The organism is Rhodococcus sp. W8901, assembly GCF_013348805.1.
Classification (GTDB): domain Bacteria; phylum Actinomycetota; class Actinomycetes; order Mycobacteriales; family Mycobacteriaceae; genus Prescottella.
In genome coordinates this window covers 3,793,184-3,806,477 of sequence record NZ_CP054690.1, presented here as the reverse complement: position 1 = coordinate 3,806,477, position 13,294 = coordinate 3,793,184, and the positions used below count along the sequence as shown (strand labels likewise).

Sequence of the window (13,294 nt, the reverse complement as noted above, 5' to 3'; positions counted from 1 at the left end):
GGCGTAGAAACGGAGGCGAGGCTGTTCCGAACCTGTTCCGGGGTGATCCGAGACGGAAGGGCTAAACCGTGTTCCACTCGACACAGAACGATCAGATTTTCCGCAGGCCCGGCACGATCCGGGCGGTGACCGCGGTGGGGTTCGCGGCACTGCTGGCCGTGACCGGGTGCTCGTCGAACGACGACAACTCGTCCGGTTCGACCAGCGCCTCCATGACATCCGCGTCCATGACATTCGGGACGGGGATGACCTCCCCGAGCGGGACGGGGACGGCGATGCCGATGACCGGGGCGTCGAAGGACGTGAACGACGCCTTCGTCGCATTCTTCTCCGGGGAGACATCGGGAGGCCAGAAGATCCTGCTGGTGCAGAACGGCGAGGCGTTCGCCGACACCATCAACGCGCAGGCCGAATCGCCGATGGCGAAGGGCACCACGGCGACCGTGACGAACGTGGACATGGACGCCCCCGGCCACGCGACCGTCACGTACACGATCGAGATGAACGGTCAACCCGTGCTGGCAGACCGGATCGGTGAGGCCGTCGAGCAGGACGGCCAGTGGAAGGTCGCACAGGGCACGTTCTGCGACCTGCTGACCCTCGAGGGAAACCCGCCGCCGGTGTGCGGACAGCCGACGACATCGGCGGCGACACCGAGCTGAGTTCGACATGAGCCGCGGTGTCGTCGCGCCGATCGGCGCGACGGCGCAACCGCGCGCCGCGCTCGCGACTGTCTGCGCGGTGCTGTTCCTGACGTTCCTCGACACCACGATCGTCAGTGTCACGCTCGGCAGCGTGCAGTCGGACCTGCATGCGGGTGTGGTGTCGCTGCAATGGGTCGTGAACGCCTACACGCTGGTGTTCGCGTCTCTGATGCTGACGGCGGGTTCGCTCGGCGACCGGTGGGGACGCAAGCGGGTCATGGTCGCGGGCATCGTGATCTTCTGCGTCGGTTCGGCGGTGTCGGCGGTCGCGTCGACCGTCGCGGTGCTCATCGTGGGGCGCGCGGTGATGGGCGTGGGAGCGGCCGCATCCGAGCCGGGCACGCTGTCGGTGATCCGCCACGTGTTCCCTGATCGGAGCGACCGTGCCAAGGCGCTCGGTGCGTGGGCCGGTGTGTCCGGTCTGGCGCTCGCGCTGGGCCCGGTGGTCGGCGGTCTGCTGGTCGGCACGTACGACTGGCGCGCGGTGTTCTGGTTCAACCTCGTCCTCGGCGCCGTGTTGTTCGTCGCGGCTGTTCGATTCGTTCCCGAGAGTTCCGATCCGCAGCCGGGGCGACTGGACCTGGCGGGGTTCGTGTTGGGTTCCACCTTCCTCGGATGCGTCATCTTTGCGGGCATCTCGGGGGAGAACGTCGGCTACGACGCACCGTCGGTGATCACACTGTTCGTCGTCGGCGGAATCTCGTTGGTCGCCTTCGTGATCGTCGAGCTGCGGGTCCGCAACCCGATGCTCGACTTCCGGTACCTGCACCCGCCGATGGTGCGCAGCGCGCTGATCGTCGCGTTCGCCGTCTACTTCGGGGTGTTCTCCATCTTCTTCTTCACCGCGCTGTATCTCGAGGAGGTCTACGCCTATTCGGGACTGCACGCCGCGGCGATGTTCACGCCGATGGCGGTCGCGATCGTGGTCGGCTCCGCGCTGTGCGGATTCTGGGTGGCCCGCAGTTCGGCCGCGGTGCCCATGATCGTGGGGTGCATTCTGGCGGCGGTGGGCATCCTGCTCACCCGAGCGGCACTGAGCGGCGACCCGTCCTTCGTTCCGTTGGCCGGCGCGCTCACCGTCGCGGGTCTCGGGTTCGGGATCGCGGTGGTGCCGTTGACGTCTGCCGTCCTGTCCGGGGTGCCCGCCGCGCACTCGGGGATGGCGGCTGCGGCCACCAACACGATGCGTCAGATCGGGGCCGTAGTGGGGGTCGCGGCGCTCGGCGCGCTGGTCAACTCCCACCTGACGGAGGACCTCACCGGCAGGCTCAACGATCTGGACATTCCCGCCAACTTCCAGTCCATCGTCATCGACGCGATCAAGACCGGGGCCGTGCCGGCCGGCGGAAGTGAGGAGGCGTCGTCGGCCTACGGTCCGATCGTCGACCAGGTCATCGACGCGACGTACGCGGCGTTCCATGCCGGCCTCGACACGGCGCTGCTGGTCTCCGCGAGCATGATCTTCGTCGCGGCCGCCATCACGGTCGTCGCAGCAGTGCGGGTGCGTGGCAGGACCTGCGGTGGCTACGACGGTGTGGCGGAGGTGGAGGCCCGCTGACCCCGGTCGGGTGCGGTGGACCTCAGGTCGAGCGTGATTCCTTCTCGGCCACCAGCAGATACGCGACCATGAGCCGTTTGAGTTCGGCGACGGCGTCGGCGTGGCTCTGGCCGTCCTGTACCGAGAAATTCAACATCGAGTAGACGACGTGGACCAGGACCTCGGCCATCATCTTGCGGCGCTCGCGGGGCGTGTGCGGGGTGAGCGGCGCCAGCATTCGCGAGACCTGCTCGGCGAACTGTTTCTCGTGGATCACGCCGGTGGCCCGGGTCGACGGCGTCGACTGCATCGCCAGCCACACCTCACGCCGCGACGGATCCGACGTCCACAGCCCCGCCATGTGATCGACGAACTTGTTGAGGAACCGGAGCCAGTCGAGCGACGGTACCTCGCCGTTGAACGCCTCCAACTCCTGCTGCACGCCCACGAGATCCTGGCGGTTGAGCTCGCACACGATCACGTACTTGTTCGCGAAGAACTGGTACAGCGTGCCGATCGGCACATCCGCCCTGGCCGCCACCTCCTCGCACGTGAACGATTCGAAGCCGACGTCGACCAGCAGTTCCCGCGACGAGGCCAGTAGGGCGTCGAATTTGCGGCGGCTGCGCTCCTGCGTCGGGCGCCGCCGGGGCATGAGTTCCTGGGGGTCGCTCTGGACCTCCAGCGCGGGGTCCACCCTGCGAGGGGGACGGCGGCTGGTAGTGGACTCCACGAGCACAGATTATCGGTCTTTGCCGTCAGATTCGACGACCTGCCCGTTCTGGTGTTTCCCGCGGTACCGCTAACGCGTCGTCCGCCTGCGGTACAGCACCGTGGCGCCGACGAATCCGACGACGGTGACGGCGGCACACCACAGGACGGCCAGCACGGCGCTGTCGCCGATCGGCGTGCCCATCAGCAGCCCCCGAACCGTCTCGATGACGGGGGTGACCGGCTGGTTCGCGGCGAACCACTGCAGCCAACTCGGCATCGTGGCAGCCGGCACGAACGCGCTGCTGACGTAGGGCAGGAACAGGATGACGAACGTGAAGCCGCTCGCGGCTTCCGGGTTCTTCGCGAGCAACCCGAGCGCGGTCGACAGGTACGACAGCGCGAACACGAACAACGCGATGATCCCGATCGCCCCGAGCCACCGCACGGGGTCTGCCGTCGGGCGGAACCCGATCAGCAGCGCGAATGCGACGACGATCGCGGTCGTGATCATGTTCCGCACGACGCTCGCCAGCACGTGTCCGTTCAGGACCGCGGACCGTGCGATGGGCAATGTGCGGAACCGGTCGATGATGCCGTCGGTCATGTCGCTGGAGACGCTCACCGCCGTCGTGGACGCGCCGAAGGCCGCGCACAACAGGATGATGCCCGGCACAACGTAATCGATGTAGGCGCCGCCGGTGTCGATCGCGCCACCGAACACGTAGACGAACATCACCATCAACATGATCGGCAGGGCGAGGGCCGTGAGCATCGTGTCCGGGCTGCGCGAGATGTGGGTGAGGTTCCGCCACAACATCGTCCAGGAGTCGGACAGTGCGAACACGGGTTCGTTCACGGTCAGGGTCGATGTCGTAGATGGCACGGTCATCGGACTTCCTCCTTGCGGGCTCCACCGGTGAGGGCGAAGAACACGTCGTCGAGATCGGGGGTGTGCAGGGTGAACCGATCGACGGACAGCGTCGGGTCGTCGATGCGGTCGAGGAGCGCCTTGAGGGAGCGGATGCTGCCGTCGGTCGGGATCTGCAGCGTCGAGGCGTCGAGGTCGACGACGGCGTCGGACAGCGCTGCGCTCGCCCGCGCGAGCTGGGCCGGGTCGTGGACGGCGATCTCCACGTGCCCGCCCGGTACCAGCTGTTTGAGCTCGTCCGCGGTGCCTTCGGCGACGATCCTTCCGGCGTCGAGGACGGCGATCCGGTCGGCGAGCTCGTCGGCCTCGTCGAGGTACTGCGTGGTGAGCAGGATCGTGGTGCCGTCGCGGACCAGTTCGCGCACCATCGCCCACATGTCTCGACGGCTCCGGGGGTCGAGCCCGGTCGTCGGTTCGTCGAGGAACAGCACCCGCGGCCGCGCGACCAGGCTCATCGCGAGGTCGAGGCGTCGTCGCATTCCACCGGAGTAGGTGTCGGCACGCTGGTTCGCGGCGTCGGTGAGGTCGAACTGCTCGAGGAGTTCGTCTGCGCGGCGCCGTGATTCACGGCGACCGAGGTGATGCAGGTCGCCGATGAGGGTGAGGTTCTCGCGGCCGGTGAGCAGTGTGTCGACCGACGCGTACTGGCCGGTGACGCTGATGTCGGCGCGGACCGCACGCGCCTGTGACGGCAGGTGGTGTCCCGCGACCTCGACCTGCCCGGCGTCGAACGGCAGCAAGGTCGACAGGATGCGGACCGTGGTGGTCTTGCCGGCGCCGTTGGCGCCGAGCAGCGCGAACACGCTGCCCGTGGGCACGTGGAGATCCACGTCGTCCAGCACCGTGCGGTCGCCGAAGGTCTTCCGTAACCCGGTCGCCGAGATGGCGTGCGTGGTCTGTGGTCGGTACATGAGCCGTCCTCCCCAAAACTGCGTACGTGATACACAACTGTTTACAACATACGCAGTTTTAGGATGAGCGCAAGAGTCGGCTCGAGAGAGGAGCGGTGACGCGGATGGAGACCACTGAGGGCGCGGCGCTGCCTCGGATCGTCGAACTCGCCTGGGGACTGGGCGAAGCCGGCAGCCGTGGCCCCAAGCGGGGCCTGAGCGTGAGCGAGATCCTCGATGCCGCCATCGAACTCGCCGACGACGAGGGCGTGGCGGCGCTGTCGATGGCGCGGGTCGCCAAGCGTCTGGGCTTCACCACGATGTCGCTGTACCGGTACGTCGAGAGCAAGGACGAACTGCTCGAGTTGATCTCCGATCGCGTCATCGGCCCGCCGCCGACGATTCCGCCGGAGCTGTCGTGGCGGGAGGGGCTCGAGGTGTGGGCGCGCGCCGAGTACGACACGCTCATGCGCCACCGGTGGTGGCTGCACCTGCCGATCAGCGGGGCCCCTCTCGGGCCGAACAACATCGCGTGGCTCGAGGCTGCTCTCGGAACTCTGGCATCGACGGCGCTGCCCGAGCCGCTCAAGGTGCAGGTTGCGCTGAACGTCTCGGTACACGTCATCGGCCGGGCCCGGTTCACCATCGATCTGGTCCCCGACGCGGAAGCGGACAACTACGCCAGCATCCTGCCGAGGGTCCTCGACCCGGCGCAGTTTCCGGCCCTGATGTCGGCGCTGGACAGCGGTGCGTTCGCGGAGGACGACGTCGATTGGCAGGACGCCGATTTCCGGTTCGCGCTGTCGCTGCTCCTCGATGGCGTCGAACGTCTCGTGGCGCAGTACGACACCTAGCGGCAGTACGCCACGTCGGCCGTCTCCGGCTCGTAGGCTCGGATGCGACGCGTCGAGAATGCTGGAGGTGGCCGTGGTGGTGCAGAAGTCGGACGAGATCCGGGCCCGGGTTCGGGAGCTGATGCCGACCGCGCGTGACGAACTCGCCGCGCTCGTGGCATTGCGGTCCATCGCGGATCCGAGGCAGGCCCCGCCCGAGCAGTGCGCCGCCGCCGCGAACTGGGTCGCCGACGCCTTCCGGGCGGCCGGGATCGGCCACGTCGAACTGATCGGGACGTCCGACGGTTCCCGCGCGGTCGTCGGGCATCAGCCGGGACCCGAGGGTGCGCCGACGGTGCTGCTCTACAGCCACTACGACGTCCAGCCTGCGGGCGACGAGGCGCTGTGGGCGACGCCGCCGTTCGAACTCACCGAGCGCGAGGGCCGGTGGTACGGGCGCGGTGCCGCGGACTGCAAGGGCAATGTCGTCATGCACCTGCTCGCGCTGCGGGCGCTCGCGGGAGCAGGGGAGCCGCTGCCCGTGGGGATCCGGATCGTGTCGGAGGGCTCCGAGGAGATGGGCGGCGGGGGGCTCGAGGATCTGGTCGAGCAGCGGCCCGAACTGTTCGCCGCGGACGTGGTCGTGATCGCGGACACCGGCAATGTCGCAGTCGGCCGGCCCACCCTCACGACGAGTCTGCGGGGAATCGCGAACGTCGTGGTGCATGTGGAAACCCTCGCGGGCGAACTGCATTCGGGCATGTACGGCGGTTCCGCGCCGGACGCTCTGGCTGCGCTCGTCCAGATGCTCTCCACGTTGCGGGACCACGGCGGCAACACCGTCGTCGACGGGCTCGACACCGCGCAGGACTGGGACGGTGTGGACTATCCGGAGGACCAGTTCCGGGCGGATGCCGGCGTGTTGGACGGGGTCCGGCTCACCGGTTCGGGCTCGGTCGCGGACGCGGTGTGGGCGCGTCCGGCGCTGACGATCCTCGGGATCGACGCTCCGCCGGTCGTCGGGTCCGCGGCGGCGATCCAGCCGCGGGCGTCGGCCCGGCTCAATCTGCGAGTGCCGGCGGGGATGGATCCGCACAAGGCGCAGGACGCGCTCATCGCGCATCTCGAGAAAGCGGCGCCGTGGGGCGCCCACGTGACGGTGGAACGTGAGGCGGTCGGGTCGCCGTTCCGGGCGAAGACGTCCGGGCCCGGCTACACCGCTCTGACGTCCGCGCTCGCGGAGGCGTTCGGCGCCGACGTGGCGGTGGCGGGGCAGGGCGGCACGATCCCGCTGTGCAACACCTTGGCCGGACAGCTCCCGGACGCCGAGATCGTGCTGATGGGTGTCGAGGAGCCGCGGGCGCTGATCCACGCGCCCAACGAGAGCGTTGACCCGTCGGAGATCGAGAATCTGGCCGTCGCCGAGGCCCTGTTCCTACAGGGCCTCGGCTGACGGGGCGGCGTCAGACCAACAGGTCGCGGCGGAGCTTGGCGACGTGGCCGGTGGCGCGCACGTTGTACTGGGCCACCTCGATCTTGCCGTTCTCGTCGACGAGGAACGTCGAGCGGATGACGCCCTGGACGACCTTGCCGTACATTTTCTTCTCGCCGAACGCGCCCCATGCGGTGAGCGTCGTCTTCTCGGGATCCGACAGCAGCGGGAAGGTCAGGCCCTCGTTGTCGCGGAACTTCGCTAGCTTGGCGGGCTTGTCGGGGGAGATGCCGACGACGTCCAGACCGGCCTCGTTGAGTTCGGCGAGGCTGTCGCGGAAGTCGCACGCCTGCTTGGTGCAGCCCGGCGTGCTCGCGGCGGGGTAGAAGTACACGATCACCTTGCGGCCGCGGTAGTCGGCGAGCGACACCTCGCTGCCGTCGGCGTCGGGCAGGGTGAAGTCGGGTGCGATGTCGCCGGGGGCGAGCCTGTTCTCGGTCACAGCGACTGAGGCTACCGAAGGCCCCCGACGGCTGTGGCCGACCGCGGACGGGCGCGGACGGCACGAGCGACGGTCCGCACGACGCCCCGCACTCCCTTCTGCTCTACGGTTGTGTCGAGCTGTGCCGGTAGCGTGACCGGCACAGCAGCATCACAGCCGCACCGATTCGAACCAGTTGGAGGACACGTGCCCAGGGACACCGAGAGCATCGAGCGGGACATCGAGAACGCCCGCAATCAACTCGCGCAGACACTCGACGTGCTCGCCGTCCGCACCAACCCCAAGCGGCTCGTCGAGACGACCAAGCAGAGTGTCCTCGCGAAGTTGAACGAGCCCGCCGTGAAGGCGGCGCTCATCGGTGCCGGTGCTGTCGTCGGGTTGCTGGTGCTGCGCAAGATCTTCCGCTGACGCGACCGGACCAGGTCCGGCAGCTCGAACGGGACGTCAGGTCACACATTCCCCGGGATCGTGTGACCTGACGTCCCGTTCGTCGTTTCGGAGGCATCGAGCCTTCGATCGGAAACGACGAAAGGCCCCCGCACATGATGTGCGGGGGCCTTTCACGGTGCGCCCACAGGGACTCGAACCCCGGACCCAGTGATTAAGAGTCACTTGCTCTACCAACTGAGCTATAGGCGCATGCCCATTTTGCCGGAGAACCGGCTGCTAGTGAACTAGCGTGCGCCCACAGGGACTCGAACCCCGGACCCAGTGATTAAGAGTCACTTGCTCTACCAACTGAGCTATAGGCGCATTGCTCGTCGCGAGGTGTCCCTCGTTCGGTGCGAGGAGAACATTAGCGGACGGCTTCGAGCGAAAGCAAATCAGTGGTCCTGTAACCCTCGAGCCGCAGGTGGCGATTGGTATTCGACCGTTACTCACGTGTCCGGCACGTCGGGGAAGTCGGCTGCGCGAACCTGGCATCATGCAGGAGCGCGGGTGCCGGAGGGATTGTCTGGTCGGCACGTGGGTGGGGTGGGTCGAAGGGACTTGCCTCGGTAGGTGTGCAGTGTGAAGTGGGGTTTTCATGAAGGTCAGTCGCGGTGAGGGTCGTCGGCGCGGGGGTGGAGCGACGAGATCGAGGCTGCCTGCCGCCGCGGCAGTGGTCGCAGCGGCTCTGGGGATGGTGATGCTCGTCACGGGGTGCACCATCTCGACCGGTGCGGCCGGCGCCTCCACTTCCGATACCGGGCCGGTCGACTCCAATCCGCTCGTCGCATTGATCCAGCCGAAGCTCACCACCACCGTCGTGGACGGCGCCGTGGGCTTCTCGCCCGGCGACCCGGTCTCGGTCCGGGTGGCCGACGGCCGGTTGGCGAACGTGGCGCTGCGCAACCCGGACGGCAAGACGGTCGCCGGAGCGGTGGCTCCGGACGGGCTGTCGTGGACGAACACCGAACCACTCGGATACAACCGCAAGTACACGCTCCAGGCCGACGCGTACGGACTCGGTGGCTCGACATCGACCACTCTGTCGTTCACGACCAGTGCCCCCGGGAACCTCACCAAGCCGTACGTGATGCCCGGCGACGGCAGCGTCGTCGGTATCGGCCAGCCCGTCGCGATCCAGTTCGACGAGAACATCCCCGACCGCAAGGCTGCGGAGGGCGCGATCGAGATCGTCACCGCGCCGCCGGTCGAGGGCGCCTTCTACTGGCTCAACAATCGTGAGGTGCGCTGGCGGCCGCAGAACTACTGGGCGCCGGGCACCACGGTCACCGTCGACGTCAAGGCGTACGGCCGAGATCTCGGCAAGGGATTGTTCGGGCAGGAGGACGTGCACTCGTCGTTCACGATCGGCGACGCCGTGGTCATCACCGCCGACGACGACACCAAGCAGGTCACCGTCAACGTGTCCGGTCGCGATGTCAAGACGATGCCGACGTCGATGGGCAAGAACAGCACCCCCACGGACAACGGGGTCTACATCGTCGGAGACCGGTTCGATCACCTGGTGATGGATTCGTCGACCTACGGTGTCCCGGTGAGTTCGCCGGACGGCTACAAGACGCCGGTCGACTGGGCCACGCGAATGTCGTACAGCGGCATCTTCTTCCACTCCGCGCCGTGGTCCCTCGGCGAGCAGGGCAACACCAACACCAGCCACGGCTGCCTGAACATGAGCCCGTCCAACGCGAAGTGGATCTACGACAACACCAAGCGTGGCGACATCGTCCTGGTCAAGAACACGGTGGGCGGCACCCTGTCGGGCACCGACGGACTCGGGGACTGGAACATCCCTTGGGAGACCTGGCGGGCCGGCAACGCGTAGCGGGCGATTATTCTGGGTGTGACCGAATCGTCCGAAGGAACGGGAGCTGAGCGTGGTAGCGGTGGGAGTCGGGGATCTCGTTCAGGCGGCGGGCCATGCGGGCCCGTGGACTGTTCTCGAGGTCCGGCATGGCATGGCGTTGCTCGAACACGCGGATGGGCACCGGCTCTCGCGTCGGACGACGACGCTGACCGTGGTGCGTAAGGCTGAACCAGGTGCGCGCGCCGCACGTTCGGTAGACGACGCGGACAGCGGCGACTCGCCGACGCTGTTCGACTAGTACCTGTCGCGACGCGACTGCAAGATCGTGGCGTGAGACACAGCAAGAAGCGGCCGGCACCCATCGGGTGCCGGCCGCTTCTCGTGGAGCAGTCTGTGTGTCGACCTCTACGCGGGGAAGAGGGCGTTCAGTGCACCGACCAGGCCCAGGATTGCGCCGACGCCGGCAAGAGCGCCGCCGATGCCGGTGATGACCGGCTGGATCTGCTTGATCAGGGCGAGGTCGGAGTCGGAAGAACCCATTGTGAAGCTCCTTCATGTGATGCGGATTGGGGGCGTGGCATGTGTCATGCCGCTGCATCAAAGATGCTGTGCGTCACAGTAGGGGCCGGATGAACAAACGGTTAATTGGAGGTCCCACTGAGTGGGACTTGTGAGTTTTTCCTGTTCAGGGCGATTTGTGTGTGTCGCCGGGTACTTGAAAAGTGAACTGCATCACGCCGGCGTTGCTATCTCGCCTTTTGTGTATGCGGCGGACTTCGGAGGGCCTCGGCGAGCGATCGGTGCGCAGAACGCGCGGTGGCGGCGGAGCGCACGACGTGAGGGTGAGGTGCCGCCGGAGAAACGAGAAAAGCCCCCGGCGATGCCGGGGGCTTTTCTTCGGGGTGACTGACGGGACTCGAACCCGCGACAGCCAGGATCACAACCTGGTGCTCTACCAACTGAACTACAGTCACCATCGCTGTTGCTTCCGGCGGAACCGGTTGCTGCAGCGAGATGAATATTAGCCTGTCGATCGAGGAAAGTGCCAATCGGCTGGTCAGGCCGGTCCCAACTCCTTCGCGACGGCCGCGATCTCGGTGGTGGAGGGGCCCGGATCCGCCACGAACGCGGTGCGCCGGTAGTACTGCAGTTCGCGGATCGATTCCTTGATGTCCGCGAGGGCCCGGTGCGAGAGGCCCTTCTCCGGCTGGCCGAAGTAGATCCGCGGGTACCAGCGGCGGCACAGCTCCTTGATCGAGCTGACGTCGATCATGCGGTAGTGCAGGTGCCCGTCCAGTTCGGGCATGTCCCGGGCGATGAAGCCGCGGTCGGTCGCGATGGAGTTGCCTGCCAGCGGCACGGTGCCGGCGACGGGCACGTGCTCGCGGATGTAGGCGAGCACCATCTGTTCCGCCTCGGCGACGGTCACCGTCGACGCGCGTACCTCTTCGGTCAGTCCGGACTTGGCGTGCATCTGGGTCACGACGTCGGGCATGTCCGCCAGAGCGTCGTCGTCGGCGTGGATCACGATGTCCACGCCTTCACCCAGGATGTTGAGGTCGCTGTCGGTCACCAATGCCGCGATCTCGATGAGCTTGTCCGTACCGAGCCGAAGGCCCGTCATTTCACAATCGATCCATACCAATTTGTCCTGCACGAGAAACACAGTAGTCACGCCCGGGCGGGATATTGTCCACGGTGGAGAACTTCCCGCACGCTTTCTGCTCGAGGAGGACACCACATGACGGTTGACCCGACGCCGGCGGAGAAGGCTCGGATCGCGAAAGCGGCCGCCGAGGAGGCGGCTCGCGTCGCTGCGGAAGCGGCAGCGGCTGCGGAAGCGGCCGAGCGTGAGGCGGCCGACGCGGAGCGGGCGGAGCGTGAAGGCGCGAAGGCCGGTCCGGACAACGGGGGTTCGGCCGAGGGGTTCGGCGCCGCCGCCGAGATCGCGTCCGGATACGCGTCGGAGGGAGCGGCCCTCGAGCTCGGGACGGTCGTCGTCGACGGTGCAGTGGATGCGGCTGCCCGCGTGCGGATTCCGCTGGCGACCGTCAACCGCCACGGACTGATCGCCGGCGCCACTGGCACGGGCAAGACGAAGACACTGCAGGGCATCGCCGAACAGCTCTCGGCGGCAGGTGTTCCCGTCGTGATGGCGGACGTCAAGGGCGACCTGTCCGGGCTGTCCGCGCCGGGGGAACCGAACGACAAGATCACCGGTCGAGCCGCGGAGACCGGGGACCCGGACTGGGTGCCCACCGGCTACCCGGTCGAGTTCGTGTCGTTGGGAACCGAGGGCATCGGGATCCCGGTGCGTGCCACCGTCACGAGTTTCGGGCCGATCCTGCTCAGCAAGGTCCTCGGACTCAACGAGACCCAGGAGTCGACGCTGGGGCTGATCTTTCACTGGGCCGACACCCGTGGGCTCGCCCTGCTGGATCTGAAGGACCTGCGCGCGGTGATCGCGCATCTCACGTCCGACGAGGGCAAGGCCGACCTCGAGGGCATCGGGGGCGTGTCGGCGGCCACCGCGGGTGTGATCCTGCGCGCGCTGGTCAATCTCGAGGCCGACGGCGGTGACACCTTCTTCGGTGAGCCCGAGTTCGAGACCGAGGATCTGTTGCGGATGGGCGCCGACGGGCGCGGGGTGGTGACGCTGTTCGAACTCGGCGCGCAGGCCGCGCGTCCGGCGATGTTCTCGACGTTCCTGATGTGGGTGCTGGCCGACCTGTTCCAGACGCTGCCGGAGGAAGGCGACCTCGACAAGCCGAAGCTGGTCTTCGTCCTCGACGAGGCGCACCTGCTCTTCAAGGACGCGTCCAAGGCGTTCCTGGCGCAGGTGGAGCAGACGGTCAAGCTGATCCGGTCGAAGGGCGTCGGCGTCTTCTTCTGCACCCAGTTGCCCACCGATGTCCCCAATGCCGTGCTCTCGCAGCTCGGTGCGCGGGTCCAGCACGCGCTGCGCGCCTTCACCCCGGACGACCAGCAGGCACTGACCAAGACGGTCCGTACGTATCCGAAGACCGCGCACTACGATCTCGAGAAGGCGCTCACCTCGCTGGGGACCGGTGAGGCGATCGTCACCGTGCTCTCGGAGAAGGGCGCTCCGACTCCGGTGGCGTGGACGAGGATCCGGCCGCCGCGGTCGCTGATGGACACGATCGGCGACGACGGGATCCGGGCGGCGTCCGGCGCCAGCGGGTTGCAGGCGAAGTACGGGCAGACCGTGGACCGGGAGTCGGCGTACGAATTGCTGACGGCGAAGGTCGTGGGCGCGCCGAACCTCGACCCGACGTTGGATGTGCCGCCCTTGCCGGACCTTCCGGATCTGCCGCCGCCGCCCGCCCCGAACGAGGGGCCGAGTGTTGCCGAGCAGATCCTCGGCAACACGGCGGTCAAGAGTTTCCTCCGGTCGGCGGCGTCGGCTGCCGGGCGGGAGATCTCGCGGAGCATCTTCGGTACCGGGCGCAGGCGACGGAGGTGAGTGCGCCCGGCACCGA

Annotated in this window: 15 protein-coding genes and 3 tRNA genes; 8 read left to right on the top strand and 10 right to left on the bottom strand. The window is 67.5% G+C overall.

The features are described from left to right. Positions 1-91 precede the first annotated feature (91 nt). Positions 92-229 carry a hypothetical protein gene (locus tag HUN07_RS17835; RefSeq protein WP_174911557.1) on the bottom strand — a complete coding sequence of 46 codons (138 nt, stop codon included), beginning with the start codon at positions 227-229 and terminating at the stop codon, positions 92-94. Between HUN07_RS17835 and HUN07_RS17830 the strand changes: the two genes are divergently transcribed. Both HUN07_RS17830 and HUN07_RS17825 read left to right on the top strand, forming a co-directional pair. After that, positions 228-662 carry a hypothetical protein gene (locus HUN07_RS17830; protein ID WP_114724072.1) on the top strand — a complete coding sequence of 145 codons (435 nt, stop codon included), beginning with the start codon at positions 228-230 and terminating at the stop codon, positions 660-662. The genes HUN07_RS17835 and HUN07_RS17830 overlap by 2 nt on opposite strands. Before the next feature lie 7 nt (positions 663-669). After that, positions 670-2,262: an MFS transporter gene (locus HUN07_RS17825; RefSeq protein ID WP_174911554.1), complete on the top strand. Its 1,593-nt coding sequence runs from the start codon at positions 670-672 to the stop codon at positions 2,260-2,262. Positions 2,263-2,284: 22 nt separating this feature from the next. On the opposite strand, the gene HUN07_RS17820 is transcribed toward HUN07_RS17825, so the two are convergent. The 3 genes from HUN07_RS17820 to HUN07_RS17810 form a co-directional block, all read right to left on the bottom strand. Beyond that, positions 2,285-2,938, bottom strand: coding sequence for a TetR/AcrR family transcriptional regulator (locus HUN07_RS17820; protein ID WP_397484756.1), 654 nt, complete (start codon positions 2,936-2,938; stop codon positions 2,285-2,287). Between the two features lie 105 nt (positions 2,939-3,043). Continuing rightward, a complete protein-coding gene (locus HUN07_RS17815; RefSeq protein ID WP_397484757.1) occupies positions 3,044-3,844 on the bottom strand; it encodes an ABC transporter permease in 801 nt (266 codons plus the stop codon). Continuing rightward, positions 3,841-4,794, bottom strand: a complete 954-nt coding sequence (locus tag HUN07_RS17810) for an ATP-binding cassette domain-containing protein (protein WP_174911551.1) — start codon at positions 4,792-4,794, stop codon at positions 3,841-3,843. Before HUN07_RS17810 ends, HUN07_RS17815 begins: the two co-directional genes overlap by 4 nt. 104 nt (positions 4,795-4,898) lie before the next feature. On the opposite strand from HUN07_RS17810, the gene HUN07_RS17805 reads away from it, so the two are divergent. Both HUN07_RS17805 and HUN07_RS17800 read left to right on the top strand, forming a co-directional pair. Continuing rightward, complete coding sequence (locus HUN07_RS17805; protein WP_174911548.1) at positions 4,899-5,627, top strand: TetR/AcrR family transcriptional regulator; 729 nt, start codon at positions 4,899-4,901, stop codon at positions 5,625-5,627. Between the two features lie 58 nt (positions 5,628-5,685). Beyond that, on the top strand, positions 5,686-7,059 hold the full coding sequence (locus HUN07_RS17800) for a dipeptidase (protein WP_114724076.1): 1,374 nt from the start codon (positions 5,686-5,688) through the stop codon (positions 7,057-7,059). A gap of 10 nt (positions 7,060-7,069) precedes the next feature. Here HUN07_RS17800 and bcp read toward each other — a convergent pair whose 3' ends face one another. Then, positions 7,070-7,540 (bottom strand): thioredoxin-dependent thiol peroxidase, encoded by a 471-nt coding sequence (gene bcp, locus HUN07_RS17795; RefSeq protein ID WP_174911545.1) that lies wholly within the window; start codon positions 7,538-7,540, stop codon positions 7,070-7,072. Between the two features lie 186 nt (positions 7,541-7,726). On the opposite strand from bcp, the gene HUN07_RS17790 reads away from it, so the two are divergent. Then, complete coding sequence (locus HUN07_RS17790; RefSeq protein WP_031936604.1) at positions 7,727-7,948, top strand: DUF3618 domain-containing protein; 222 nt, start codon at positions 7,727-7,729, stop codon at positions 7,946-7,948. Between the two features lie 158 nt (positions 7,949-8,106). Here HUN07_RS17790 and HUN07_RS17785 read toward each other — a convergent pair. Both HUN07_RS17785 and HUN07_RS17780 read right to left on the bottom strand, forming a co-directional pair. Then, positions 8,107-8,179, bottom strand: a tRNA-Lys gene (locus tag HUN07_RS17785). Between the two features lie 41 nt (positions 8,180-8,220). Then, positions 8,221-8,293, bottom strand: a tRNA-Lys gene (locus HUN07_RS17780). 274 nt (positions 8,294-8,567) lie between these two features. Between HUN07_RS17780 and HUN07_RS17775 the strand changes: the two genes are divergently transcribed. Further along, the gene (locus HUN07_RS17775) at positions 8,568-9,812 is read left to right on the top strand and encodes a L,D-transpeptidase (RefSeq protein ID WP_254622584.1); all 1,245 of its coding nucleotides are present in this window, start codon (positions 8,568-8,570) and stop codon (positions 9,810-9,812) included. Between the two features lie 46 nt (positions 9,813-9,858). After that, positions 9,859-10,092, top strand: coding sequence for a hypothetical protein (locus HUN07_RS17770; protein ID WP_114724079.1), 234 nt, complete (start codon positions 9,859-9,861; stop codon positions 10,090-10,092). A gap of 107 nt (positions 10,093-10,199) precedes the next feature. Here HUN07_RS17770 and HUN07_RS27300 read toward each other — a convergent pair whose 3' ends face one another. The 3 genes from HUN07_RS27300 to orn all read right to left on the bottom strand — a co-directional run bounded on the left by HUN07_RS27300 (position 10,200) and on the right by orn (position 11,451). Beyond that, complete coding sequence (locus HUN07_RS27300; protein ID WP_258558152.1) at positions 10,200-10,334, bottom strand: hypothetical protein; 135 nt, start codon at positions 10,332-10,334, stop codon at positions 10,200-10,202. A gap of 361 nt (positions 10,335-10,695) precedes the next feature. Further along, positions 10,696-10,768 (bottom strand) — tRNA-His (locus HUN07_RS17765). Between the two features lie 83 nt (positions 10,769-10,851). Beyond that, positions 10,852-11,451, bottom strand: coding sequence for an oligoribonuclease (gene orn, locus HUN07_RS17760; RefSeq protein WP_114724110.1), 600 nt, complete (start codon positions 11,449-11,451; stop codon positions 10,852-10,854). An 84-nt stretch (positions 11,452-11,535) separates the two neighbouring features. Between orn and HUN07_RS17755 the strand changes: the two genes are divergently transcribed. After that, positions 11,536-13,278 carry a helicase HerA-like domain-containing protein gene (locus HUN07_RS17755; protein WP_174911542.1) on the top strand — a complete coding sequence of 581 codons (1,743 nt, stop codon included), beginning with the start codon at positions 11,536-11,538 and terminating at the stop codon, positions 13,276-13,278. Positions 13,279-13,294 lie beyond the last annotated feature (16 nt).

Coding starts and splice junctions, on each gene's coding strand:
- HUN07_RS17800 (WP_114724076.1), top strand. CDS start 5,686: ATGCTGGAGGTGGCCGTGGTGGTGCAGAAGTCGGACGAGATCCGGGCC.
- HUN07_RS17805 (WP_174911548.1), top strand. CDS start 4,899: ATGGAGACCACTGAGGGCGCGGCGCTGCCTCGGATCGTCGAACTCGCC.
- HUN07_RS17830 (WP_114724072.1), top strand. CDS start 228: ATGACATTCGGGACGGGGATGACCTCCCCGAGCGGGACGGGGACGGCG.
- HUN07_RS17810 (WP_174911551.1), bottom strand. CDS start 4,794: ATGTACCGACCACAGACCACGCACGCCATCTCGGCGACCGGGTTACGG.
- HUN07_RS17815 (WP_397484757.1), bottom strand. CDS start 3,844: ATGACCGTGCCATCTACGACATCGACCCTGACCGTGAACGAACCCGTG.
- HUN07_RS27300 (WP_258558152.1), bottom strand. CDS start 10,334: ATGGGTTCTTCCGACTCCGACCTCGCCCTGATCAAGCAGATCCAGCCG.
- HUN07_RS17755 (WP_174911542.1), top strand. CDS start 11,536: ATGACGGTTGACCCGACGCCGGCGGAGAAGGCTCGGATCGCGAAAGCG.
- HUN07_RS17775 (WP_254622584.1), top strand. CDS start 8,568: ATGAAGGTCAGTCGCGGTGAGGGTCGTCGGCGCGGGGGTGGAGCGACG.
- HUN07_RS17825 (WP_174911554.1), top strand. CDS start 670: ATGAGCCGCGGTGTCGTCGCGCCGATCGGCGCGACGGCGCAACCGCGC.
- HUN07_RS17835 (WP_174911557.1), bottom strand. CDS start 229: ATGGACGCGGATGTCATGGAGGCGCTGGTCGAACCGGACGAGTTGTCG.